Genomic DNA, 21,234 nt, shown 5'->3' on the forward strand with positions numbered 1-21,234 from the left:
TACAGAACGGTACCACTCGCGGAGGGAGCCGCATGGCGGTCGACGGTGCGAAGCTGTGGACGCTGAACCAGCGGCTGCTGAGCGCCGTGATGGATGCCTGCACGGAGGAACTGGCCGATCTCGGGCTGGAGACGAAGGAGTTCTTCGTCCTGGCGGAGGTGGCCGCGTCGCCGTACCCGGCAGAGATCGCGGCGGCACTGCTGCTGCCCAAGGCGAGCGTGACGGTCTATGTCCGCAACCTCGTCGCCAAGGGGTTCATCCGGCGCGAGATCGACGACGCGGACCTGCGGCGTCACCGTCTCGTACTGACCTCCGCGGGCACGAGGGCGCGAGACCGAGCACTCGCAGCTCTGGCGGCGGAGTACGACCGGAGGCTGGCGAGGATCACCCCGCAGGACCGCACCGAACTGCAGCGCATCCTCCAGGAGATGCTCTCGACAGGGTGATGCGTCAAGGCGGTCCGAAGTGCCCCGCGACTGGATCGACCGTACCGGCCGACTCGTCCGCCTTCACGGCCCCGACCCGGGTGTTCACCCGGATCAGGGCCGTTTTCCACGCCACGCTGCGTACCGTCTCGCTTGATCAAACGCCGGAGGTACGGCAGAGCCGGCTGCCGCCTCCTCCGCCACCGCGTCCTCCCCGGCTGACCGCGACGCTCCGGCCGGGTCGCCCGGAGCCTGTCGCCGCCAGTCCGCACAGGACCGCCAGCATCGGCTTCCGACCTCGAACTTCTCGCGAAGACGCAGGTGCCTGGGTATGGTGCGGCCATGCGGTCACACGACTACGCGGCGGTGTTGCCGTTACTGGGCAACGTCGAACTCGTTGCCTCCACCATCGTCGCGATCTGTACCGCGATCACAGGAGTCGTCGCTCTCACCCGCGCCATCCGTTCCAACCAACGGACGGTGCGGGCGAAAAGCCTCAAGATCGGCTGGCAGGTCGATTCGGGCCCCGACTCGACAGGCGCCCTCGTCCTCAACGAATCCAACGGCACGTTCCAGAAGTTGGTCGTCACCGTCACCTGTGGCTCACACCTGCGTACGGCCCGCAAGGACATCGCCGTCCTCAAGGCGGGCGACCAGCATCTGTGGCCGAGCGACGACGTCCACCGGTCGGCGAGGGCCAGGCCGTCTCCCGCGGATGCCTCGGCCAGGCACTACGGCACACCGCACGATGTGCAGATCACCTTCCGGGACGGCAAAGGCTACTGGTCCCTCAACGAAGAGCGGCTCGACCGGGTGCGGTCGCTGGTGGTCTGGGCGGAGCGGACCCGGGCTCGCACTCTGGCGAGGTACTTCGGGCATTCCAGTGCTTTCCGAAGGAAGTACGCGGTCTCCGTCAAAGTGGAGTCGTTCGACCGCACCGAGGCGCTGGAAGAAGCGCTCACGAGACTCGTCGCGACCGGCCGCCCACCACGCGGCTACCACGTTCCGGACGTGGTGGCCGGGCCGCATGACTGGATCGGGCGCGTCGTACAGGAAGGCTCCGTACTCGAGCCGCCGTTCAGCCCTGCGGGGCTGGCCCGGATCTCCCCTGTCGCCGTGGAAGCGCTCACCAGCCAGGAACAGCTCTACGCGATTCCGTACGTCTTCGACAGCGTGGCTCTGATCCGCAACAACGCGCTTGCGGGCAGGGGTCCGATGCCGACGACGTTCGACGAGACCATCCGCGCCGGTGACGCAGCCGTCGCAGCCAAGGGGATCGAGAACGGCGCTGGAGTCGCGCTCCAGGTCGGCTCCCCTGATCCAGCGGGGAACGCCGGCGACCCGTACCACATGTGGCCACTCTTCTCGAGCTGCGGCGGGACGTTCTTCGGCCGGCGCAGGACTCCCTCGGAGGCGGGCGGCGCCGACAGGTTCGAGGACATCTCAGCGTGGCGCGAGAACTTCGTGAACGCGTTCGTCCGGCTGAGCGAGCTCGGCATCGGCCCGGGCGGGAGCGGCGCGCTGAACCCGGACATCGGCCGCGCGGAAGCATTGCCGCTCTTCCTGGAGGGCCGCGCCCCGTTTCTGGTCTGCTCGTCACGGGCCCTCGCCTCGATCAAGGACCAGCGCATGGACGTGAGCGTCGCCGCGGTTCCTCCGCTGGGTGACAGGCAGGCAGTGTCGATGGTCTCGGTGTACGGCTTCTACATCTACCGGGACGCACCGAACGTTCCCGCGGCACGCGACCTGGTGACCTCCTATCTGTCCCAACCGGACGCGGGTGAAGACCTCAACAAGCTTCAGCAACTGGTCCCCGTACAGGAGGAGGCGATGGGCACCGTCGCCGCCCGGGACGCGATCCTGCGTCCGTACATCGGTCAGTGTGACGACGGCCAAGTAATGCCGTCGTGGCCGGAGATGCGTGCGGCGTGGCAGCTCCTCGGACACACCGAGTACAAGGTGCTGGCCGGCGAGGGCGACCCGCGCGCCGTGGCCGGGGAAGCCGCCGAGGCCGGATGGGAGCTGCTCCACGCGGCACGCGGCTCCCGGTAGCGAATGGAGCCGTGGGATACGTGCAGGGCGACTTCGCGCCCGCGCCGGAAGCCGTGGGAACGCACTACGCGGGAGCCGGTCCCGCGCTGATCCACCGGTGCCGCGCCCTGGGCTGGGCAATGTTCTCGGCCTGACGCCGGCGTCAGGCCGAGAACATGCCCGACCGGGCGGGTTCACACCGCACTCGATCGCCGCGGCCCGGCTGAACTCGGCACGGATGTCGGCAGGAATCCCCCGGCCGCTGCCGGGAGTTAGCCACTGTCCGGAACCGCCCCGCCACGGGTGATCGTCAATATTCGTGTCAGTAGCGAATGCGGTGACCGAGTGGCGAGGGGGAGCCGACGTGGGGAACCGTCCGACGGACTGGCATGTCCTGGATCTCGATGACGATCCGACGCCGGGGGATCCGGAGCGGGTCAAGCAGTTGGCGCGCGAACTGCACGACTTCGCCGACGACGTGGCGGATGCGCTGCGGCAGATCAAGGGCATGGCCGGTGAGGATGCGCTGCTTCGCTGGGCGGGGAAGACGGCGAAGGCGTTCCAGGACGAGTTCGAGGAAGTCCCGAACAATCTGAAGAAGCTTCAGCGGTCGTACGACTTGGCGGGTGATGCGCTCGCGGCGTACTGGCCGAAGCTGGAGCGTGCGCAGTCTCTGGCCGACAAGGCGCTGGCCAAGGGGCGTGAAGCCCAGAGTGATCTGACCGCTGCCAACGGGCGGCTGGATTCGGCGAACTCCTGGGTGGACCGGGCGACGAAGAAGACGGAGGAGTACGACGGGAAGGAGGGCAAGGAGAAGCCCGACGAGTCGGAGGTACGGGCCGCCACCCGTAACGCGACCGACGCCAAGTCGGCCCGGGCGTCTGCTCAGAGTGCCGTCGACAATGCGCAAGGCGGTCTTGAGGCGGCGAAGAAGATGGCCGGTGACGCGAAGAAGATGCGTGAGGACGCCGCGTCCGAGGCGAAGGACAAGCTGGAGGACGCCTCCGATGCCGGTATTCAGAACCGGAAGTGGTGGGAGAAGGCGGTCGACTGGGTCAAGGACAACTGGGACACCATCGTCACCGTCTGCAAAGTCATCGTCGCGGTCCTCGGCATCGTCGTCCTGATCATCGGCGGCCCGCTCGCCTGGGTCGTCCTCGCCGCCGCACTCGTCGTCCTCGCCGACACCCTGATGAAATACATGAACGGCGAAGCCTCACTCTGGGACGTCGCGTTCGCCGCGCTCGAATGCATCCCCGGCATGAAGGGCCTCACCACCCTGGGCGGACTGGCCAAGGGCCTCAAGGGCGGGCTGAACGCGCTCAAGGGCCTGAAGTCCATGAAGTCCGCCGTCCTGGGGCTGGCCAAACGCGGCGGCGACATGCTCGCCGGTGCCGCGAAGGGGGCGCACAACCGGTTGAAGAACATCGTCTCCAAGCTCACGGATCCTGTCGACCTGGCATCGGGGACGATGTATTTGCCGCTGACCGACATCGAGTTGCCCGGTCTGCTGCCGCTGGACTTCACTCGCCGGCTGGGCTCGACCTACCGGTGCGGCTGGTGGTTCGGCCCCACGTGGGCGTCGACCGCCGATCAGCATGTGGAGGTGGACGAGCGCGGTGTGGTGTTCGCCACCGAGGACGGCCGCTTGCTCGCCTACCCCCACCCTGCCGGCCCCGGTGCCCAGGTCCTACCCGAGTCGGGCCCCCGCTGGCCTCTGACGCGGCTTGAGGGCGGCGGCTACGTGGTTACCGACCCGGTCGCCGGCCACAGCCGCACCTTCGCCTGCCCCGATGCGGAGGGACTGGCCCTGATCGAGCAGATATCCGACAGCAACGGCCACACCATCAGCTTCGTGTACAACAGCGAAGGCGCACCCACCGACATCCGCCACTCCGGCGGCTACCACCTCAAACTCACCACCGACACCGGCCTCGGCCGCATCATCGCCATCTCTCTCGCCGACGCGGCCGACGACGGCGGCGACGTGGTCGTCAAACGCTTCGGCTACGACGCCGAAGGAAACCTGACCGAGGACATCGACTCCTCCGGAAACACGCTGGCCTTCACCTACGACGAACGGCTCAGGGTCACGTCGTGGACCGACCGCATCGGCCACCGCTACGACTATGTCTACGACGCTCAGGACCGCTGCATCGCCGAAGGCGGCGAGGCCGGCCACCTCGCCGTCACGATCGACTACGACGGCACCGACCCCGACTGGCCGGGCGCCACTGTGACCACCCTCACCACCGTCGAGGGCCACGCCACCCGCTTCGTCGTCAACGACAACAGCCAGATCATCGCCGAGGCAGACCCCCTCGGTCACCTCACCCGCACCGAGTACGACGAGCACCACAACCTGATCGCCGAGTCCGACCCGCTTGGCCACACCACCACCTACACGTACAGCGCCGCAGGCCGCACGGAGCGCGTGACCTGGCCCGACGGTGCCACGGCGCGCTTCACGCACGGAGAGCTCGAACTGCTCACCCGCGCCGAGCTACCCGGAGGCGCCGAATGGCGGTGGGAGTACGACGAGCGCGGAAACTGCCTCGCGTCCGTCGACCCGACGGGCGAGATCACGCGGTATGCGTACGACGAGAACGGGCTCCTCACCTCCGTGCAGGAGCCGGACGGTGCCATCACAGCCGTGCGCTGCACGCCGGCGGGGCTGCCGGCCGAGATCACCGACCCGCTCGGCGGCACCACCCGCTACCGCTACGACGGGTTCGGTCGCATCCACGCCCAGACCGACCCCCTGGACACCACCACCCGGGCCCGGTGGTCCGTGGAGGGCAAGTTGCTGCTCTGGTCGACCCCCGACGGCGCGGAGAACACCTGGGCGTACGACGGTGAGGGCAACTGCATCCTGCACACCGATGCCTCCGGCGCCACCAGGCGCTACGAGTACACCCACTTCGACCTGCTGGCGACGCGGACGGACCCGGACGGTGCGGTCCACACCTACGAGTACGACACCCAGCGGCGCGTGACCTCCGTGGCGAACCCTCTCGGGCAGACGTGGACGTACGCCTACGACCCTGCCGGCCGTCTGGTCGAGGAGAGCGACTTCGACGGCCGGCGCACGGCCTACACGTACGACGCCACTGGAGCCCTCGTACACAGGGAGAACGCCCTCGGCGAGACCGTGGAGTTCGCATACGATGCCCTGCGCCAGCTCACCGCCAAACGTATCGGGGGCGCCGTGAGCACCTTCGAGTACGGGCCGTCCGGAGAGCTGTTGCGGGCCACGGGCCCGGACAGCCAGGTCGAGTGGGAGCGTGACGGCCTCGACCGGATTCTCAGCGAGACGACAGACGGCCGGACCACGACTTTCACCTACGACGCCGTGGGCCGGCCCGTTCGGCGCGCCACCCCGGCGGGGCAGGACACCCGCTACCGCTACGACCCGGCCGGCAACCTGACCTCGCTCACCACCGCCACCGGGCCCGCCCTGGCGGTCACCCACGACGCACACGGCCAGGTGCTCTCCCGGAGACTGGGGGCCCTCACGCTGGAGCAGTCGTGGGACCAGGTCGGGCGACTGAGCGGCCAGCAGTTCCACGCCGGGGGCCGGTCGATACGAGCCCGCAGCTACCACTACGCCCCAGCCGGCGCCCTCGCCGCCGTGGACGACCGGGCCCGGGGCCGCACCGCCTTCGAACTGGATCGCTCCGAGCGCGTCACCGCCGTCCACGGCCCCGACTGGCAGGAGACCTACGCCTACGACGCGCTGGGCAACCAGGTCGCCGCAGCGTGGCCCGAGCGGCACGGCGACGCGAGGGCCACGGGCGGGCGCACGTACGCCCCCGACATGGTCACCGCGGGCGGCACCCGCTACGAGTACGACCGGGCGGGGCGGGTCACCGCCCGCATCAGGAAGCGGCTCTCGCGCAAGCCGGACGTGTGGCGCTACGAATGGGACGCCGAGGACCGGCTCACCGCGGTCACCACCCCGGACGGGACCCGCTGGCGTTACCTCTACGATCCGCTGGGGCGCCGCACCGCCAAGCTCCGCATGGCCGCCGACGGGACGACCGTCGTCGCGGAGACACGCTTCACGTGGCACGGGACCACCCTCATCGAGCAGACGAGCCTCGGCCAGGAGCTGCCCCACCCGGTCACTCTCACCTGGGAATACGAGGGCGGGACGCCGATCGCGCAGGCCGAGCGGCTCACCGGCCCGGCCTCGCAGGAGGTGATCGACTCCCGGTTCTTCGCCATCGTCACCGATCTGGTGGGCACGCCCACCGAACTCGTCGATGAGCAGGGAACCGTCGCCTGGTACAGCCGCAGCACCCTCTGGGGCCGTACGGCGTGGGCAGCCGACAGCACGGCCCACACCCCGCTGCGCTTCCCCGGCCAGTACGACGATCCCGAATCCGGCCTCCACTACAACGTCCTGCGCTACTACGACCCCGACATCGCCCGGTACCTCAGCCCCGACCCCCTCGGGCTCGCTCCCGCCCCGAACCCCGCGGCGTACGTCGACAACCCCCATGTGTGGACGGACCCGCTGGGCCTGGCGCCGTACGGCAAGCCGGTGCGGATGAGCCTGAAGAAGCTGCAGCTCAAGGGGCCGGAGTACAAGCTGACGGACGTGGAGAAGGACTTCGTCAAACAGTTGCTGGAACGCCGGGGCAACCTGCAGGTCTACCGGACGGATCAGAAGGCCGGCATGGGCGACTTCGCCATCGTGGACATGTCCGACGCGACCAAGAAGGTGGGCTGGATCGTGGACCACAAGATGGGCGGCGGGGCCCTCCCGGGTCACCAGTTGCGCAACGCCGCCCAGGCCGCCGCAGACCTGGGGCTCGTCAAGTTCGATCTGGCGGCCGGAGACACACCCAAGCTGCTGGAGATCCTGAGCAAGCCGCGCAGGGCATGGTAGGTAAATGATCATCATTCCCCGGGTGCTCGCCACCCTGCTCGCCGAGGCCGACGAGCACCATCAGCGCGCGCTGGCTCTGGACTTCGCCGAGCACACCCTGGAGATCTGCGGCGACCGGCTCGGCCCGACCCTCCGGGCCACCTGCGCCGAACTCCTCGCCGCCGCCCGCGAGGCCGTTGTCCTGGGCCGGGCACACGAGCGGCTGGGGCGTGCGTACGGCGACTTCCACGCGGTGCGTGCCACCCCCACCGGCGGCGGGGTGAGCGACGACGCCAGCGGGGTGGCCCTGATGGCGCTCTTCAGCAGCACCCAGCGCCTGATGGAGGCGGCCGGCCTCGTCGTCCGCATGCGGCCCGCGCCGCCGAGTTGCGCGGATGTGGCTCGCGACGCCCAAGCCGCGGCCGGCCGGCGGCGGGCCGAGGACGCCGGCGACCCCGCCGGCGAAGCCTCCGTCGCACGCAGCGCGCGGTGGGAGGAGGCGCGCTGGCAACTCGCCCGCGTCATCGAGACCGTCCCCGACCCGAGCGTCTTCCGTCCGGGCCGCACCGATCGAGGAGAAGCCGACAAGTCGACCTGAGCAGAAGTCATTGGTCTACACCTTGTCTTGGTGTAGACCAAGGTGATTGACTGCGCCCCGTCAAGCTCCAACGCCGGCGTTCGCGCCGGTGACCCCCCACCAGGAGAGTGATGAGGTGCTGAGGAAACTCGGAACGAAGGTCAAAGCCCTGCTCGCGATCGGGGCGCTGGCCGCGGCGCTCGCCGTCGTGGTGCCCGTGACCGCTTCGGCCGGCGAAGGCCGGCAGGGCGGTGAAGGAGGCGCGGACAAGGCGGTGGCTGCGGAGTTCATTGTCAGCGAGGCGCAGTTCGAGCAGATGTTCCCGGGGCGGAACGCCTTCTATACGTACCAGGGGCTGACCGACGCGCTCAGCGCGTACCCCGCGTTCGCCAACACCGGCGACGAGACCACCAAGAAGCGCGAGGCCGCCGCCTTCCTGGCGAATGTCAGCCATGAGACCGGCGGGCTCGTGCACATCGTCGAGCAGAACCAGGACAACTACCCGCACTACTGCGACGCGTCGCAGCCCTACGGCTGTCCCGCCGGGCAGGCCGCGTACTACGGGCGCGGGCCCATCCAGCTCAGTTGGAACTTCAACTACAAGGCCGCGGGCGACGCCCTCGGCATCGACCTGCTGAACGACCCCTGGCAGGTGGAGCGGAACGCCGCCGTCGCGTGGAAGACCGGCATCTGGTACTGGATGACGCAGTCCGGGCCCGGATCGATGCCCGCGCACGACGCGATCGTCGGCGGGCACGGGTTCGGCGAGACCATCCGGGCCATCAACGGGTCGCTGGAGTGCAACGGGGGCAACCCCGGGCAGGTGCAGAGCCGGATCGACAAGTACACGCAGTTCGTGCAGATCCTCGGCACGACCCCCGGCGACAACCTGAGCTGCTGATCCGGCCAGGACCGACCGGCCGGGAACCGGCCGGCCCGGTCTGATCGATCGCGGCCGGGTGCGCGGCCCGGTCCCGCCCTTCCCGGGTGGGTCGCGCGCCCGGCCGTACCCCCCACGTAACCACCCCCCACCCGGAGGCAGTTGTGGCACGCGCACGTACACACAAGTTCCGGAAGACACGCAAACGCCTCGTCGGCACCCTCGCCGCCGCGTCGCTCACCGCCGGCGCGCTCGCCGCCGCGGTCGTCACCGAGGCCGCCGCCGACCCCGAGCCGGTCACCCACGGCGCCGCCGCGGTGCCCGCGCACGCCGTCACCGGCTACTGGCAGAACTTCGACAACGGCGCCACCGTCCAGACCCTCGCCGACGTCCCCGAGGCGTACGACATCATCGCCGTCGCCTTCGCCGACGCGACCGGCTCGCCCGGCCAGGTCGACTTCGCCGTCGATCCCGCGCTCGACTACACCGAGGACGCCTTCAAGGCGGACATCGCCGCGAAGCAGGAGAGCGGCAAGTCGGTCGTCATCTCCGTCGGCGGCGAGCGCGGCGCGGTCTCCGTCAACGATGCGGCGTCCGCCGAGGCGTTCGCCACGAGCATCGTCGGGCTCATGGAGGAGTACGGCTTCGACGGCGTCGACATCGATCTGGAGAACGGGCTGAACTCGACGTACATGACGCAGGCACTGGAAGCCATCCATGCCTCCGCCGGCGATGGGCTCGTCGTGACCATGGCGCCGCAGACCATCGACATGCAGTCGCCGGACAACGAGTACTTCAAGACGGCGCTGAACATCAAGGACTTCCTCACCGTCGTCAACATGCAGTACTACAACAGCGGTTCCATGCTCGGCTGCGACGGACAGGTCTACTCCCAGGGCACGGTCGACTTCCTCACCGGACTGGCCTGCATCCAGCTCGAGAACGGGCTCGCCCCCTCGCAGGTCGGCCTCGGCACCCCCGCCTCGCCGCGGGCGGCGGGCGGCGGGTACGTGGATCCGGGCGTGGTGACCGACGCGCTCGACTGCCTGACCCAGGGCACCGGCTGCGGTTCCTTCAAGCCGGACAAGACGTACCCCGAGCTGCGCGGCGCGATGACCTGGTCCACCAACTGGGACGCCACCAACGGCAACGCCTGGTCTGACAAGGTCGGGCCGCACGTCGACGGACTGCCGTAGCCGGCCGGCCTCCGTGCAGCGGCGACTGCCGCAGCCGTACGGAGAGCGGACGGCGGGGCCGGCCGGGACTTCCCGTCCCGGCCGGCCCCGCCCCCGTGCCGCCGGCCGCCGGCCCTTCCCGCTCGGGCCGCCGGCCGTTCCCCTTGCGGGCGGCCCTCAGTCCTTTCCGCTACGGGCCGGGGTGCCGTTCTCCGCCCCCGGCCAGCCGTTGATCACGAACTGGGACCCCGGCTCGACGACCACGTCGCCGTCCGCGGAGCCGGTGATGGTGACGTTCGTGAGGTTCGCGCTGCCGCGGGCGCCGCCCATCGCGAGGATGCCGGCGCCGTTGTTGGACTTCTCGATCGACACGTTCGAGATGTTCACGTTCGGCATCTCGCCGCCGCCCGTCTTGAACTGGATCCCGTCGTACGTCGAGTCGTGGATGTCCGTGTCCTTGATCGTCACGCCCGGGATCGGCTGGCCCGCGGGGAAGAGCGTGATCGCGCCGAACTCCTGCGCCTCGCCCCAGAACGCGCCGCCGCAGCGGTACAGCGAGTTGCCGGAGAGCACCGTCTCGCCGGTGAACGGCACCGGGTCGTGGTCGGTGGCGAGCATGATGCCCGGGTAGTTCGCCGTGTCGGAGATCAGGTTGTTCTCGACGGTGTTGCCGTAGCCGCCGTATATCGCGACCCCGTTCGCGCGCCAGGGCAACTGGATGGTGTTGTTGCGGAAGTGGTTGTCGTGGCCGATGTCGACGGCCTGGTCCTTCACGTACTTGCTGGCCCAGACCGCGAGGGAGTCGTCGCCCGTGGTGCGGAAGGACGAGTTGACGACCTCGGAGTTGCGGGTGCCGTTGGTGAAGTTGATGCCGTCGGCGTACGTGTTGCGGATCCGCATCCCGCTGAACTTCAGCCCGTCGGCCGGGCCCCACAGCTCCGGCTTGTTGGAGTAGTCGCGGCCGACCCAGACCCCGACGTTGGCGTGCTCGATCCACACGTTGGAGATCTCCGTGCCGACGCCGAACCGGCCGTTGAGGCCCACGCCGCCCTCGTGGCCGCCGTCGCCGCCGCGGATGGTGCCGGAGCCGAAGATGGCGAGGTCGGTGATCTTGGTGTTCTTGTCGATGTCGAAGCCGAAGTTGCCCTCGTGCGGGTGGTTGATGCCGCCGGCCTCGTGCGGCGGGGTCAGCGTGGAGAACTGCGAGTGCCACATGCCGGCGCCGCGGATGTCGACGTTGCTGATGCCGACCTGGTTGTACTGGCCGCCCTCGGGGTCGTCGGTCAGGATCTTCTGCTCCTGCCGCCACTGGCCCGGCGGGATCCAGACGCACTCGATCTCGCCGTTCTGGTCGGCGGTGACGGCCGCCTGCAGCGCCGCGGTGTCGTCGTTGCCGTCGTCGGGCACGGCGCCGTACTCGGTGATCGACGTGCACGCGGCCGGCTTTTCCTTCGGCGGCGCGACCTGCTCCAGGTCGATCAGGTCGATGACGTAGAACGCGGCATTGTCACCGGCGTCGCGCTGGAGGCGGAAGGTGGTGCCGGCCGGGTAGCTGTCGTCCAGCAGGGCGTGGGACTCGTCGAAGAGCCGGCGGGCGTCGGCCTGCGGGTTGTTGGTCAGGCCCTCGGGGTCGTCGGTGTTCCCGTACAGCCAACTGTGCTTGGACGACAGGTCCAGCTTCTGCACGAACTCGCCGTTCGCGTAGAGGCTGATGGTCGCCTCCGCACCGCCGCCGCCCGGGGCGTCGGGGATGGAGTTGCGGACGACGACGGAGTTGGCCGGGGAGGTCGAGGTGAACTCGACGTACTGACCGGTGTTCTCCAGCCGCACCGACTGGCGGCCCGAGGACTCGGACGCGAAGTTCGTGTGCCCGAAGGTGCGCTTCGCGTCGGCCTCCAGCAGGGTGCCGTCGTACGTGCCGGCCTCGGCCTCGTACTCGACGTAGGGCAGCTCCGCGCCGGCCGCGGCCGCCCTGCCGGGGGCGGCGCCGCTTGCGGCGGCGGTGCCGTCACCCTCGGGGGCGACGCCGGCCATGGCCTGGCCGGAGAGGGGCAGGACCCCGATCGCGACGAGGCCGAGCGCCGGTATCCCGACGGCCACGCGCCGTCTGAGGTGCTTCCACTTCATGGTGTCCTCTGTTCTGTGGGGGGCTGACAGAGTGCGCATGCCGTTCTCTTGCAAGAAATCAACGTAAGTTTGCGTAACAGAGTCGATGTCTTGCTGATTGGCAGTCAGAGTTTTGAGGCACCCCGCGGGTTTGTCAATGGTCCGCGCACGGCGCCCTGTCCGGGCCGCCCGTGCCGCGCGGGTAGGCTGCCGGAGGGCGGAGGGGAACCGGAAACGTCATCGCGGGAGGATTCGTGCTCGTACTGCTGCCACCGTCCGAGGGCAAGGCCGAGGGCAGGCGCGGAGCCCCGCTGAAGCTCGACTCGCTCTCCCTGCCCGGCCTCACCGCCGCCCGCGAGGCCCTCCTCGACGAGCTGGTCGGACTCTGCGCCGCCGACGAGGAGAAGGCCGCCGACGTGCTGGGCCTCACCGAAGGGCTGCGCGGCGAGGTGGCGCGCAACGCCCGGCTGCGGACCGCGCCCACCCGCCCCGCCGGGCAGGTCTACACCGGCGTGCTCTACGACGCGCTCGGCCTCGCCACGCTCGACGCCGCCGCGAAGCGGCGCGCGTCGGCGTCGCTGCTGGTCTTCTCCGGCCTGTGGGGCGCGGTGCGGATCGGCGACCGCATCCCGGCGTACCGCTGCTCGATGGGCGTACGGCTCCCGGCCGCGGGCGCGCTCGGCCCTTACTGGCGCGGGCCGCTGGACGCCGCCCTGCCGGCGGCGGCGGGGCGCGGCCTCGTGCTCGACCTGCGCTCGTCGGCGTACGCGGCGGCCTGGCGGCCCCGCGGCGAACTGGCCGCGCGCACGGCGGCGGTGCGGGTGCTGCACGCGACGGTGGTGGACGGGGTGGAGAAGCGGTCGGTGGTCAGCCACTTCAACAAGGCGACGAAGGGCCGGCTGCTGCGCGACCTCCTGACCTCGGGCGCGAAGCCCCGCACCCCGGCGGCGCTGCTCACGGCGCTGCGCGACCTGGGGTACCGGGTGGAGGGTGAGCCGCCGCGGCGGGCGGGTCAGCCGTGGGAGCTGGACGTGGTGGTGACGGAACTGTAGGGCGTCCCCCTGCCCCCGTCCCTCTCCCCGCACCCGCACGCTGTCCCCGCGCCCTGTCCCCCGCCCCCGCACGCTGTCCCCGCACGCCCGCCCAAGGGTAGGCCGCCCCTCTGACAGACGGGGATCGGCGCACACCGCCAGGCAGGCGCATTGCGCGGTACGCAACGGGCGTTGCACCGGCGTGGTCGCGGAGGCACGATGACGGCGTGACCACTGACTCCGCCTCCGCGTCCGCGTCCGTCCCGTCCTCCGTGCTGGGCCTCGCGCCCGTCATCCCGGTCGTCGTCCTCGACGACGCCGCCGACGCCGTGCCGCTGGCCCGTGCGCTGGTGGCCGGGGGGCTGCCCGCGGTCGAGGTGACCCTGCGCACACCGGCGGCGCTCGACGCCATCCGGGCCATCGCCGCCGAGGTGCCGGACGCGGTGGTCGGCGCCGGCACGGTGCTGGACGCGGCGGCGGTGGACGCCTCCGCCGCGGCGGGCGCCCGGTTCCTCGTCAGCCCCGGCTCGACGGACGGGCTGCTGTCGGCGATGGCCGCGTCGGGCCTGGCGTACCTGCCCGGGGTGTCGACGGTGTCGGAGGCGATGGGCCTGCTGGAGCGGGGGGTGACGGAGATGAAGTTCTTCCCGGCGGAGGCGTCGGGCGGCATCGCGTACCTGAAGTCCCTCGGCTCCCCGCTGCCCCGCGCCCGCTTCTGCCCGACGGGCGGCGTCACGGCCGAGTCGGCGCCGCGCTATCTGGCGCTGCCGAACGTCGGCTGCGTGGGCGGCACATGGATGCTGCCGAAGGCGGCCCTGGCGGCGAAGGACTGGGCGACCGTGGAGAAGCTGGCCGCGGAGGCCGCGGCGCTCGGGCGGCGGTGACCACCTGGGGCCGCCGGGGTCGACGGCTCCTCAGCGGCCTTGGTGAAGTGCGTCAAGGAGATGGTCACGCACGACCTCCAGCGCGGCGATCTTCCCTTCCACGTCGGTGAGCCTGCGGGCGATGATCCGCGCGCTCGCAGGGCAGACGGGACCACCGGCGATTTCTTGGTCGAGACAGGGCAGGAAGGCACGGACGTCCTGTGCTGTGAGACCGAGCGAGAGCAGCAGCTTGATGTTGCCCACCCGCCCGACCGCCGTCTCTTCGTACTTCCGGTAACCGTTCGGCGCCCGCCGAGGGTGCAACAGGCCCTGCTGTTCGTAGTACCGCAGAGCGCGAACGGTGGTGCCGGCTTCGTTCGCCAGTTCCCCGATCCGCATCGCTCTCTCCTCATCCACCCGCGCTCAGCCCGCCGTCGACACGAATGACCGTACCGGTCAGGTAACCGGCTTCGGGGCGCGCGGCATTCACGATCCACCAGGCGATCTCCTCGGGCTCGGCGATCCGGCCGAGCGGGATCCGGGCACGTAGCTTCCTGCCCGCCGCGGCGATCTGCTCATCCGAGAAACCGGCGTGGCTCAGCACCGGTGTCGCCGTTATCCCGGGGGCCACCGACACCACGCGGATGCCTCGCTGCGCGAGCTCGATGGCCCACGTGTGGGTGAGGAAGTCCAAAGCCACCTTCGTGGATCCGTAGACCGAATTGTCCGGCCAGCCATGATGGGGCGGGTTGGACGTGACATTGACGACGGTGCCGCCGTCCCCCAGGTGCGGCAGCGCATGTTGGGTGAGGAACACCGGGGCGAGAAGGTTCGTGGCGAGCTGTTCCTCGGCGACCCCCCGGTCGATCGCACCGAGAGGAGCAGGGCGGGTGATCGCCGCATTGTTGACCAGGACGTCGATGCGGCCGAACGTCGCCAGCGCGGCGTCGACGACGTCGGCGGGGGCGTTCGGCTCCGCGATGTCGGCCACGCACATCCGGATGCGGGGGTGCTGTGCGGCGGTCTCCGCCAGGCGTTCGGCAGTCCGGCCGGCGATGAGGACCCCGGCACCCGCGGCGGCGAACGACCGGGCAGTCGCGCGACCGATCCCGGTGCCTCCCCCGGTGATGATCACGGCCCGGCCGTGAAGGGTGTTCGTCTCTTCCATGACCGGGACGCTAAACCCTGACCCCGGCGTCAAGGTCAAGGACGAAGGACCGCGTCGGCAGCCGAAGCCGGCGTACCCGTGCGGTCGCAGCGACAACGATCCGGCATCGGGCCGGAGCCCGCGGATGAGAGGCGGCGGCATGGGGAGGGGCTCGGGGCGCGGGCTGGGCTCGGGGCGCGGGCTGGGCTCGGGGCGCGGGCTGGGCGCGCGGAGCGTCAGCGCAGGTGCGACGTGTCGTTCAGCAGGCGTACGCTCGCGTGCCCGTCCGCGTAGTATGCGACCTCCGACACCCCCGCCGGCGACAGCTCCATCCGGTAGAGCGACTCCGGCGGCGCCCCCAGCGCCAGCCGGACCAGGGTCTTGATCGGCGTCACGTGCGTCACGAGCAGCACCGTGCGGCGCGCGTACCGCGCGAGGAGCCTGTCGCGCGCGACCGCGACGCGGCGGCTGACCTCCGCGAAGGACTCCCCGCCGCCGCTCGGCGCGGACTTCGTGGAACGCAGCCAGGCGGCGAGGTCCTCGGGGTGCCGCTCCCGCACCTCCGCGAACGTCAGCCCCTCCCAGGCGCCGAAGTCCGCCTCCCGGAGCCCGTCCTCGACCCGGATGTCCAGTCCGAGCCGCCCGGCCGCCGCCTCCGCGGTCTCGCGGCAGCGGCGCAGCGGGGAGCTGACCACGGCCTGTACGGTGCCGCGGGCGGCCAGGAGCCCGGCGGCGGCCGCGGCCTGGCCGCGTCCGGCGGCGGAGAGTTCGGGGTCGCTGCCGCCGGTGCCGGAGAACCGTTTCTGGGGAGTGAGGGCGGTCTCGCCGTGGCGGAGCAGGAGGAAGGTCGTGGGCGCCCCGAGGTCGGTGCCCCAACCCACCGCCGGGGCCGCGGACTTGCCGGTCTCCTCGGTGCGTACGCCGCCTTCGCCCCGTACGCCGCCTTCGCCCCGTACACCGTCCCCGGCCCGCGCGCCGGCGCCCGCCCGCGTCCCGGCACCGCCGGTCCCCGCGTCCAGCTCCGCCCGCGACGTCTCCGCGCTCCACTGCTCGCCGCGCCTGCCCGCGTCCATCGCCTCGTTCGCGAGCCGGTCCGCGTGCTTGTTCTTCTCCCGCGGAATCCACTCGTACGACACCCGCCCCGGCGGGAAGACCTCGCGCGCCTCCGCGGCCAGTTCGCGCATCCCGGGGTGCTTGATCTTCCAGCGCCCCGACATCTGCTCGACGACGAGCTTGGAATCCATCCGCACCCGGACCTCCGCGTCCGGGTCGAGCCCGCGCGCCGCCCGCAGCCCGGCGATCAGCCCGCGGTACTCGGCGACGTTGTTGCTCGCCACCCCCACGTACGCCGCGTCCTCCGCCAGCACCGCGCCGTCCGCGTCGCGCACCACGGCGCCGTACCCCGCGGGCCCCGGGTTCCCCCGCGAGCCGCCGTCCGCCTCGACGGTGAACGCGCGCCGGGCCGGTCCTGGCATCAGAGGCCGGATTCGGGTGTACGGACCAGGATCCGGCGGCAGTTCTCGCACCGTACGACGGTGTCGGGGGCCGCGGCCCGTACGTCGTTGATCTCGGTGATGTTCAGCTCCAGCCGGCAGCCCTCGCAGCGCCGCTGGTACAGCCGGGCCGCGCCGACGCCGCCCTGCTGCTCGCGCAGCTTGTCGTAGAGCTTCAGCAGGTCCGCGGGGATCTCCCCGGCGGCGGCCGCGCGCTCCTTGGTGACCGTGCCGGCCTCGGCGTCGATCTCGCCGACCGACGCGTCGCGCCGCGCCGTGGCGTCCGTGATCTTGGCCTGAACCGACTCGACCCGGCCGGTCAGCTCCGCCACCCGCTCCTGCACGCTCTCGCGGCGCTCCATGACCTCCAGGACCACGTCCTCCAGGTCGCTCTGCCGTCGGGCCAGCGAGGCGATCTCGCGCTGCAGGTTCTCCAGGTCCTTCGGCGAGGTCACCGCGCCGGAGTCCAGCCGCTGCTGGTCGCGCACGGCGCGCTGGCGCACCTGGTCGACGTCCTTCTCGGCCTTGGCCTGCTCGCGCTCGGTGTCGCTCTCCTCGGTCTGCGCCGCGACGAGCAGGTCGCGGTGCTGCGCGAGGTCGGCCTCCAGACCGGCGACCTCTTCGTGTTCCGGGAGGGTGCGGCGGCGGTGCTGGAGCTGGGTGAGGCGGACGTCGAGGGCCTGGACGTCCAGCAGGCGGATCTGGTCGGCGGGCGCGGCGTTCAAGCTGGCAGCTCCGGGCTCGTAGGGGCAAGGCTGGTGGGGGGCGCGGGGGCTCCCCCGGTGCCCGCGGAGGGTGCGGCCGATGCGGCCGGTGCGGGCGCGTGCGTGGTCCAGGGGTCGGTCACGATACGCGACACCCGCGTACGCAGACCCCATGCGTTCCGGTCCGAGATCGCGTCCAACTGCGCGGCGGCCTGCTCGCACCAGGGCCACTCGGTGGCCCAGTGGCCCGCGTCGATCAGGTACGGGCGGCCGCCGGCGGCGAGCGCCGCGTGCTGCTGCGCCTCGGAGACCGGGTGGTGGCGCAGGTCGGCGGTGACGTAGACGTCGACGCCCGCGGCGCGCACCGCGTCGAAGAGCCCGTCGCCGGAGCCGCCGCAGACGGCGGCCGTACGGACCTCGCCGTCCGGGTCGCCGGCGACCCGCAGTCCGGTGGCGGTACGGGGCAGGGCCGCGGCGGCGCGGTCGGCGAACTCCCGCAGCGGCACCGGGGCGTCCAGCTCGCCGAGGCGGCCGAGGCCGCGGCGGCCGGCGGGGTCGTCGGCGTCGGGCACGAGGGGCCCGGTGACGCGCAGCCCGAGAGCGCCGGCCAGGGCGTCGGAGACGCCGGGGTCGGCCCGGTCGGCGTTGGTGTGGGCGACGTGCAGCGCGACGTCGTTCTTGATGAGCGTGTGCACGACGCGGCCCTTGAACGTGCCGGCCGAGACGGTCGATGTACCGCGCAGGTAGAGGGGGTGGTGCGTGACGAGCAGGTCGGCGCTCCACTCGACGGCCTCGTCGACGACCTCGCGCACCGGGTCGACGGCGAACAGCACGCGCTCCACCCGGGCGTCCGGGTCGCCGCACACCGTGCCGACCGCGTCCCACGGCTCGGCGCGGCCGGCGGGCCAGAGGGCTTCGAGCGCGGCGACGACGTCGGCAAGTGCAGGCACGGGGCAAGGCTACCTCCGCCGGCCGGGCCCCTGTGCGGCGCCCACCGGCAAGCACAGGGGGCGGCCCGGCGAAGCGGAACGGTGGATTCACCACCCTTATGTGTGAAGTGACCGGCGCCGCGCCGATTGCCGTGACGTGCGAAAACTACCTTCGCGTGCGGAGGTGAGGGAACCGGATGAGGCCCATTGCAGAATCGATTCCTTCAGGGACGACGGGGACGCCGGGGACGGCGGGGACGGCGGGGACGGCGGGGACGGCGGCGGTGCCCGCCCCGGCGACCGCGGCGGCGGAAGCGGCGCGGGCGCCGGAGGGGGTACCGGGTCAGGACGCGACGGCCGCAGGTACGGAGACCGGGCCGCCGGCCGCCGGGGCAGCGGCCGATCCGGGGCCGCCGACGACCGCGGACGGAGCGCCGACTGCTACGGGAGCGCGGGCCGTTGCGGGACGGCCCGGCGACGCGGGCCCGGCACCCCGGCCCGGGGCAGGGCCCGCCGCGGACGCCGGGACCGCCGCACCGGCCGCGACGGGGAAGGCCGCCGCCGCGATGGTCGCGGTCACCGCGGCAACGCCCGCGGCCCCGCCAGGACCCCCCGGCCGTCACGCCGCCCCGCCCACCGCCGCTCCCCCGGCCGCCGCCCCCGGCCGCCCCGTCGGCCGCGCCGGATTCACCCTCACCGCCGACGGCACGTACGGCGCGTGCCTCGCCACCGACGCCGACGGCAACTGGTTCCCCGAACGGTGGACCCTGCACGGCCCCGAGGCGTACACCGTCCCCCTCCCCTGCGCGCAGCCGGAGGAGCCCGGGACCACGGTCCTGCCGCTGGCCGACGGCCGCGTGCTGATCCGCCGGTTCGTCGGCGGCACCGACCACACCTTCTCCCTGCTCCACCCCTCGGGGCCCGACACCACCGAGCAGACCCTCGGCTCGGTGACCGCGCCCCGGCTCGCGCTCGTGCCGCCCGCGCCGGAGAGCGTCGAGGTGTACGCGCTGGCGCCCCCGGAGCCCGGCGGCGAGACCACCACCGTGTGGCGGGTGTACGGGGGCGGGTTCGCCGGCGCCGGCACGGCGCACCCCGAGCGGGTCGGCGAACTCCCCGGCCGGTGCGCGGGCCGCGGCTGGCTGGACCGTACGGGCCGGGCGCTGGCCGTCGACCAGGAACTGGACGGGCGGACGAAGGCCGTGACCGTCGGGCTCCACGACGGCGTGGAGGTCAGCCCGCTGCTGCAGCTCACCGCGGAGAGCAACGACCGCCTGCTGCTCGCCGACCCCGACAGCGGGCTGCTGCTCCTGTGCTCCGACGCCCCGGGCCGTGACCGGCTGGGGTGGGGGGTGCTGGGCAGCGGGCGCCCGGTGCGGTTCCCGGACGCGCTGTGCCCGCCGGACACGGCGGTGACGCCGTTCGCGATGCAGCCCGGGCAGGTGCTGACGCCGGAGCAGTGCGGGGTGGCGCTGCGGCTCGAAGGACCGGGCGGCTGCCGGCTCGGGGTGTGGCGGCCCGCGGCACGGCGGCTGGTCCAACTGCCGCCGCTGCCGGGGTGGATCACCGGCAGCGGGCTGTGGACGCAGTGGGGCGAGCTGCGGCTGCCGTACGCGACCCCGGCGCACCCCTGCGGCCTGGCCCGCCTGGCGGTCCCCGACCCGTCGGCGGCCGAGCTGCTGAACGCCCCGCCCCTGAGCGACCCGCCCCCCGATCCCGTACCGGACGTGACCGCCGAGCCACCGGAGGAGGAGGACACCCCCACCCGCCCCGTGCCCCTCCGGCACGCCAAGCTCTGAGGCCCCGCCCCCGTCCCGGCGGCGCACGACCGGGGCGGGGGCGGTCAGTGGCGGCGGTCAGTCGTGCTCGATGAGCACGTCCGCCAGTACGGGGGCCTCGTCCCGCTCCACGGCGCTCGCGGTCAGCCGGATCCGCCCGGTTCCCCCCGCGGCGCCCGCCTCCGGCCACAGCCGGATCCGCAGCGTCTCGCCCGGGTACACCACCCCCGCGAACCGCGTCGCGTACGACCGCACCCGCCCGGGGTCGCCGGCCAGGACCGTGTCCACCGCCGCCTTCAGCGCCATTCCGTACGAGCACAGCCCGTGCAGGATCGGCCGGTCGAAGCCGGCGAGCGCGGCGAACTCCGGGTCGGCGTGCAGCGGGTTCCAGTCGCCGGACAGGCGGTAGAGCAGCGCCTGGTCCTCGCGGATGCCGCGGTCGACGACGTGGGCCGGCGGGCCCTCGGGGGCGGGCAGGCGCGGTGACGGGCCGCGGTCGCCGCCGAAGCCGCCCTCGCCGCGGACGTAGAGCTGGGTGTCGGAGGTCCACAGCGGGCCGTCCGCGTCGGCGGCCTCGGTGCGCAGCACCAGCACGGCGGCCTTGCCCTTGTCGTGGACGGCGGCGATGCGGGAGGTGCGGGTCGCCTCGCCCGCGGGCGGCAGCGGGCGGTGCAGTCCGATGCGCTGGGCGCCGTGGAGTACGGCGGTGAGGTCGACGTCGACGCCGGGGGCGTCGAGCCCAGCGCCCTCGCCGGCCACGCCGCCGTCGCCGGCGACGGTGACGAAGGCGGGGAGCACGCGGAGCCGGTCCTCCAGGACGTAGTGCAGCTCGGCCGGGTCGGTGGCGGGGCGTCCCGCGCCGATGCCGAGGTGGTAGAGGAGGACGTCCTTGCGGGTCCAGGCGATCCTGGTCTCCCGGGGTGCGGCGGCGAGGGCCCGGGCGGCGTCGATGGGCATGGTGGCGCTGGCTCCTTCGCCGGCCGCGTTCGCGCCCGCGGCCCGAGGTGTCGACAAGGGGCCGGGGCCCGGCGCGGCCGTGGGGACGGGGGTGCGTGGGTACGCGGACAGGGCGGCCGAGAGCATGAGAAGACCCCGGCGTGCCGTCCGCACCAGTCGGCACGCCGGGGTCGCTCTCGGGGCGCGGCCGGAACGTGCAACAAGAACACGTTCTCGCCGCCGGATATATGTATAACGCAGTCCCCCGCGGTTGGGAAGACCGTAA

Annotated in this window: 16 protein-coding genes; 9 read left to right on the plus strand and 7 right to left on the minus strand. The window is 72.1% G+C overall.

Annotated features, from left to right (window positions below):
- Nucleotides 1-32 precede the first annotated feature (32 nt).
- The 6 genes from ACFYVJ_RS21295 (at nucleotide 33) to ACFYVJ_RS21320 (ending at nucleotide 9,982) form a co-directional block, all read left to right on the plus strand.
- Nucleotides 33-446, plus strand: a complete 414-nt coding sequence (locus tag ACFYVJ_RS21295; RefSeq protein WP_388893631.1) for a MarR family winged helix-turn-helix transcriptional regulator — start codon at nucleotides 33-35, stop codon at nucleotides 444-446.
- Between the two features lie 321 nt (nucleotides 447-767).
- Nucleotides 768-2,477 carry an extracellular solute-binding protein gene (locus ACFYVJ_RS21300; protein WP_388893633.1) on the plus strand — a complete coding sequence of 570 codons (1,710 nt, stop codon included), beginning with the start codon at nucleotides 768-770 and terminating at the stop codon, nucleotides 2,475-2,477.
- A 343-nt stretch (nucleotides 2,478-2,820) separates the two neighbouring features.
- Nucleotides 2,821-7,350, plus strand: coding sequence for an RHS repeat-associated core domain-containing protein (locus ACFYVJ_RS21305; RefSeq protein ID WP_388893635.1), 4,530 nt, complete (start codon nucleotides 2,821-2,823; stop codon nucleotides 7,348-7,350).
- 4 nt (nucleotides 7,351-7,354) lie between these two features.
- Nucleotides 7,355-7,927 carry a hypothetical protein gene (locus ACFYVJ_RS21310; protein ID WP_388893637.1) on the plus strand — a complete coding sequence of 191 codons (573 nt, stop codon included), beginning with the start codon at nucleotides 7,355-7,357 and terminating at the stop codon, nucleotides 7,925-7,927.
- 115 nt (nucleotides 7,928-8,042) lie between these two features.
- Nucleotides 8,043-8,807: a chitinase gene (locus ACFYVJ_RS21315; RefSeq protein ID WP_388893639.1), complete on the plus strand. Its 765-nt coding sequence runs from the start codon at nucleotides 8,043-8,045 to the stop codon at nucleotides 8,805-8,807.
- Between the two features lie 143 nt (nucleotides 8,808-8,950).
- Nucleotides 8,951-9,982 (plus strand): chitinase, encoded by a 1,032-nt coding sequence (locus tag ACFYVJ_RS21320; protein WP_388893641.1) that lies wholly within the window; start codon nucleotides 8,951-8,953, stop codon nucleotides 9,980-9,982.
- 156 nt (nucleotides 9,983-10,138) lie between these two features.
- On the opposite strand, the gene ACFYVJ_RS21325 is transcribed toward ACFYVJ_RS21320, so the two are convergent.
- A complete protein-coding gene (locus ACFYVJ_RS21325) occupies nucleotides 10,139-12,088 on the minus strand; it encodes a right-handed parallel beta-helix repeat-containing protein (protein WP_388893643.1) in 1,950 nt (649 codons plus the stop codon).
- A 233-nt stretch (nucleotides 12,089-12,321) separates the two neighbouring features.
- On the opposite strand from ACFYVJ_RS21325, the gene yaaA reads away from it, so the two are divergent.
- Both yaaA and eda read left to right on the plus strand, forming a co-directional pair.
- Nucleotides 12,322-13,119 (plus strand): peroxide stress protein YaaA, encoded by a 798-nt coding sequence (gene yaaA / locus ACFYVJ_RS21330; RefSeq protein WP_388893645.1) that lies wholly within the window; start codon nucleotides 12,322-12,324, stop codon nucleotides 13,117-13,119.
- Nucleotides 13,120-13,325: 206 nt separating this feature from the next.
- Nucleotides 13,326-13,982 carry a bifunctional 4-hydroxy-2-oxoglutarate aldolase/2-dehydro-3-deoxy-phosphogluconate aldolase gene (gene eda / locus ACFYVJ_RS21335; protein ID WP_388893647.1) on the plus strand — a complete coding sequence of 219 codons (657 nt, stop codon included), beginning with the start codon at nucleotides 13,326-13,328 and terminating at the stop codon, nucleotides 13,980-13,982.
- Between the two features lie 30 nt (nucleotides 13,983-14,012).
- Here eda and ACFYVJ_RS21340 read toward each other — a convergent pair whose 3' ends face one another.
- The 5 genes from ACFYVJ_RS21340 to ACFYVJ_RS21360 all read right to left on the minus strand — a co-directional run bounded on the left by ACFYVJ_RS21340 (nucleotide 14,013) and on the right by ACFYVJ_RS21360 (nucleotide 18,255).
- Nucleotides 14,013-14,360: a MerR family transcriptional regulator gene (locus tag ACFYVJ_RS21340; RefSeq protein WP_388893649.1), complete on the minus strand. Its 348-nt coding sequence runs from the start codon at nucleotides 14,358-14,360 to the stop codon at nucleotides 14,013-14,015.
- A gap of 10 nt (nucleotides 14,361-14,370) precedes the next feature.
- Entirely contained in the window at nucleotides 14,371-15,096 is a 726-nt protein-coding gene (locus ACFYVJ_RS21345; RefSeq protein WP_388893895.1) for an SDR family NAD(P)-dependent oxidoreductase, read from the minus strand.
- Nucleotides 15,097-15,344: 248 nt separating this feature from the next.
- Nucleotides 15,345-16,583 carry a bifunctional RNase H/acid phosphatase gene (locus tag ACFYVJ_RS21350; RefSeq protein ID WP_388893651.1) on the minus strand — a complete coding sequence of 413 codons (1,239 nt, stop codon included), beginning with the start codon at nucleotides 16,581-16,583 and terminating at the stop codon, nucleotides 15,345-15,347.
- Nucleotides 16,583-17,326 (minus strand): zinc ribbon domain-containing protein, encoded by a 744-nt coding sequence (locus tag ACFYVJ_RS21355; protein WP_388893653.1) that lies wholly within the window; start codon nucleotides 17,324-17,326, stop codon nucleotides 16,583-16,585. The genes ACFYVJ_RS21350 and ACFYVJ_RS21355 overlap by 1 nt, the downstream gene beginning before the upstream one ends.
- Nucleotides 17,323-18,255, minus strand: a complete 933-nt coding sequence (locus ACFYVJ_RS21360) for a Nif3-like dinuclear metal center hexameric protein (protein WP_388893655.1) — start codon at nucleotides 18,253-18,255, stop codon at nucleotides 17,323-17,325. The genes ACFYVJ_RS21355 and ACFYVJ_RS21360 overlap by 4 nt, the downstream gene beginning before the upstream one ends.
- 545 nt (nucleotides 18,256-18,800) lie before the next feature.
- Here ACFYVJ_RS21360 and ACFYVJ_RS21365 point away from each other — a divergent pair.
- On the plus strand, nucleotides 18,801-20,033 hold the full coding sequence (locus ACFYVJ_RS21365) for a hypothetical protein (protein ID WP_388893657.1): 1,233 nt from the start codon (nucleotides 18,801-18,803) through the stop codon (nucleotides 20,031-20,033).
- Between the two features lie 57 nt (nucleotides 20,034-20,090).
- Here ACFYVJ_RS21365 and ACFYVJ_RS21370 read toward each other — a convergent pair whose 3' ends face one another.
- A complete protein-coding gene (locus ACFYVJ_RS21370; protein WP_388893659.1) occupies nucleotides 20,091-20,969 on the minus strand; it encodes a MaoC/PaaZ C-terminal domain-containing protein in 879 nt (292 codons plus the stop codon).
- Nucleotides 20,970-21,234: the final 265 nt, after the last annotated feature.

Source organism: Streptomyces sp. NPDC004134, assembly GCF_042874195.1.
Taxonomy (GTDB): Bacteria; Actinomycetota; Actinomycetes; order Streptomycetales; family Streptomycetaceae; genus Streptomyces.

What these genes read in the sequence shown, in the direction of transcription:
- ACFYVJ_RS21295 (WP_388893631.1), top strand. Translation starts at nt 33, where the DNA reads ATGGCGGTCGACGGTGCGAAGCTGTGGACGCTGAACCAGCGGCTGCTG.
- ACFYVJ_RS21300 (WP_388893633.1), top strand. Translation starts at nt 768, where the DNA reads ATGCGGTCACACGACTACGCGGCGGTGTTGCCGTTACTGGGCAACGTC.
- ACFYVJ_RS21310 (WP_388893637.1), top strand. Translation starts at nt 7,355, where the DNA reads ATGATCATCATTCCCCGGGTGCTCGCCACCCTGCTCGCCGAGGCCGAC.
- ACFYVJ_RS21325 (WP_388893643.1), bottom strand. Translation starts at nt 12,088, where the DNA reads ATGAAGTGGAAGCACCTCAGACGGCGCGTGGCCGTCGGGATACCGGCG.
- ACFYVJ_RS21340 (WP_388893649.1), bottom strand. Translation starts at nt 14,360, where the DNA reads ATGCGGATCGGGGAACTGGCGAACGAAGCCGGCACCACCGTTCGCGCT.
- ACFYVJ_RS21350 (WP_388893651.1), bottom strand. Translation starts at nt 16,583, where the DNA reads ATGCCAGGACCGGCCCGGCGCGCGTTCACCGTCGAGGCGGACGGCGGC.
- ACFYVJ_RS21365 (WP_388893657.1), top strand. Translation starts at nt 18,801, where the DNA reads ATGGTCGCGGTCACCGCGGCAACGCCCGCGGCCCCGCCAGGACCCCCC.
- ACFYVJ_RS21370 (WP_388893659.1), bottom strand. Translation starts at nt 20,969, where the DNA reads ATGCCCATCGACGCCGCCCGGGCCCTCGCCGCCGCACCCCGGGAGACC.